Consider the following 3,055-nt stretch of genomic DNA (forward strand, 5'->3'; position numbering starts at 1 on the left):
GGGCGATGGCGGAGCTGCGGCGCTGGCTGCTAGGGGCGGAGGGCGCACGCTCACGCGCGCGGGGGCTGGCGCGGCGGCTGGAGGATTTCGCCGCCACGGATGATGCCATAAAGCGCGCGCTGGACGCGGCGTTGCTGGCGGCCAAGGCGCTGCCGGCGCCGATGTTCTCCACACGGCTGGACCCTGAGCTGGAATCGGACAAGAACCCGGCGGAAGCGTTTTTGCGGGCGTTGCGGGTGCAGGCGCTGGCGCGCGGCACCGAGGCGGAGATTAAAGGGGCGATGGGTTTCGAGGTGGATCTGCACCCGATCGGCCCGGAGATTTTGCCGGTGGCGGCCACGCTCTCGGCCGCGCTGGAGAAGCTCCGCCTGCCCCTGGTGACATTGCGGCAGCGTTTTTTGGAGCGGCTGGAAGCCGAGGCGGAGACGCTGGAGGAAGCCTCGCGCCAGCGGCTGGAGGGCACCGCGCGCAGCATCAAGCGCCGGGCGATCGACAGCATCACGGCATGGCGGCGAATATTGGACGGGCTGGGGGGTGAGACCAAACCCGGCGAGCGGCCGGGGCGGATCGAGTTTCTGCGCCTGGACCGCGAGGCGGGAACCGACCGCGACGTGCTGCTGCTCTCGCATCTGCTGGACCCGACGGAGGCGTTCATCGAGACCATCGCGCGGCCGGCGCATGGCATGCTCATCACCTCCGCCACGCTGCGCGACGGGGCGGATAACGAGACCGCCTGGGAGGGTGCCGAGGCGCGCACCGGGGCGGCGCATCTGGCCGCGCCCGCCATCCGCGCGGCGTTCGACTCGCCGTTTGATTATGCGGAGCGCACGCGCATCGCGCTGATCACGGACGTGAACACGCAGGATATGGGCGCGCTGGCCGGGGCGTATCAGGCGCTGTTTCAGGCCGCGGGCGGCGGCGGGCTGGGGTTGTTCACCGCCATCTCGCGGCTGCGCGCGGTGCAGGCGCGCATCGCCAAACCGCTGGAGGAGGCGGGAATTGCGCTCTACGCCCAGCATGTGGACGCCATGGACAACGCCACGCTGGTGGATATTTTCCGCGCCGAGGAGCACGCCTGCCTGCTCGGCACCGATGCGATGCGCGACGGTGTGGATATTCCCGGCAACGCGCTGCGGCTGGTGGTGTTTGAGCGCACGCCCTGGCCGCGCCCGGATATTCTGCACCGCACGCGGCGCACGCATCTCTCCGGCGGGGCACCCAAGGATTATGATGATGCGATCGTGCGCTTAAGGCTGCGTCAGGCGTTTGGGCGGCTGATCCGCCGGGCCGATGACCGGGGCGTGTTCGTGCTGCTGGACCGGCAGATGCCCTCGCGGCTGCTGAGCGCCTTCCCAGAGGGAGCGCCGGTTATCCGCTCCGGCCTGGCCGAGGCGGTGGCGGGGATACGGCGGTTTCTGGCCGGGTGAGCTTGCCCTGGGGGTAAAAATTGGCCAACAATTTGAGCGCGATCTGGGCGTGGGGCCGATGGATATTCAACTGAATTTTGACTCGAGCACGAGCCTGGCGCCCGCCGGTTTCGTCACGGCCATGGACTATGCGGCCAGCCAGCTCGACGCGCTGATCACCGACCCCGTGACGGTGAGCATCGAGGTCTCCTGGAACAATACAGTGTTCGGCGAGGGCGGCGCGAACATGACGGCGTTCAGCTATGCGAGCGTGGTGGCGGCGCTGAAGGCGCATGCCTCAACCCCCGCGGGCATAGAGGCCGCCGCCAACCTGCCCGCCGTGGACCCGGCCGGGACCGGGTATTTGCAGTTGACCGATGCGCAGGCCGAGGCGCTGGGGCTTATGACTGGCTCCGCCGGGCCGGGGCAGGATGGCTTTGTTACCTTTGGCTCGGCGGGGACGCTGCTGGATTTCAGCACCACCGGGACCAGCGTGCCATCCGACCAGTATGATTTTGCCGGGATCGCCGAACATGAGCTGACGCATGCGCTGGGGCGGATCGACGCCAATTCCGGCGCGCCGCAGTTCATCATGGATCTGTATAAATATGCCGCGCCGGGCACGCTGCAGACCAACGGCGCGAATTTGACATACATCTCGGTCGACGGCGGCACCACGGCGTTGGATACGCTCTCCACCACCTCCGATCTCTCCGACTGGGCATCCAGCGCGGGGAATGATGCCTTCACCGCCTATGCCAATCCGGGCGCGCTGAACACCATTTCATCGGCTGATATGACACTGATGAGCGCGCTGGGGTTCAATGTGCTGTGCTTCGCGGCGGGGACGCGCATCGCCACGCCGGATGGCGAAGTGGCGGTGGAGAGCCTGGCGCTCGGCGATGAGGTGTTGAGCCTCTTCAAGGGGCGCCAGCGGGTTAAGTGGATCGGGATCAGCCATTATGACGGGCGGTTTTTAAAAGGAAACCACCTGATGCTGCCGGTTTGCATCAAGGCCGGGGCGCTGGGCGATGGGGTGCCCGCGCGGGCGCTTTGGGTCTCGCCGGGGCATGGGATTCTGGCCGGTGGCGGGCTGGTGCCGGCATGGCGGCTGGTGAACGGCGTGAGCGTGACGCAGGCGCAGAGCGTGGAGCGGGTCAGCTATTATCATATCGAGCTGGCGGCGCATGATGTGGTGTTCGCGGAAAACTGCCCGGCGGAGAGTTATCTCGATATTGGCGAGCGCCAGAAATTCCATAACGCGGCGGCATTTGAGGCGCTGTATCCAGGTGAAGAGGCGGCGCCCTTGGCCTGTATGGCGCGGCTGGAGGATGGTTTTGGGCTGCGCGATGCGCAGGCAGCGGTGAACGCGCGGGCGGGGATTGCGCCGGTGGCCGAATTGGCCGGAGCGTTGCGCGGGGCGCTGGAGGTGGCCGGGCCGGAAGTTTGCGCGGGCTGGGCGGTTTGCGAGGCGTGCCCTGAGGTGCCTGTGGAGCTGCTGGTTTTCGCCGGGGCCGAGGTGGTGGCGCGGGTGGTGGCCAACGGCTACCGGGCGGATGTGCGGGCGGCGGGGCTGGGCAGCGGATGCTGCGGATTCGCAGTGGCGATTCCGGCAGGGGCTAAGGGCGCGGTTTCGGTGCGCCGCGCAC

General features: G+C 67.8%; 2 protein-coding genes. Both read left to right on the plus strand.

Annotation, left to right across the window (positions count from 1 at the left end; genetic code table 11):
* Nucleotides 1–1,427, plus strand: a 1,427-nt coding sequence (locus tag HKL97_RS08890) for a helicase C-terminal domain-containing protein (RefSeq protein WP_291424496.1), incomplete at its 5' end; no start/stop codon positions are given.
* A 58-nt stretch (nucleotides 1,428–1,485) separates the two neighbouring features.
* Nucleotides 1,486–3,055, plus strand: a 1,570-nt coding sequence (locus HKL97_RS08895; protein WP_291424498.1) for an NF038122 family metalloprotease, incomplete at its 3' end; no start/stop codon positions are given.

The sequence above is a fragment of the Acidocella sp. genome (genome assembly GCF_013044125.1).
Taxonomy (GTDB): Bacteria; Pseudomonadota; Alphaproteobacteria; order Acetobacterales; family Acetobacteraceae; genus Acidocella.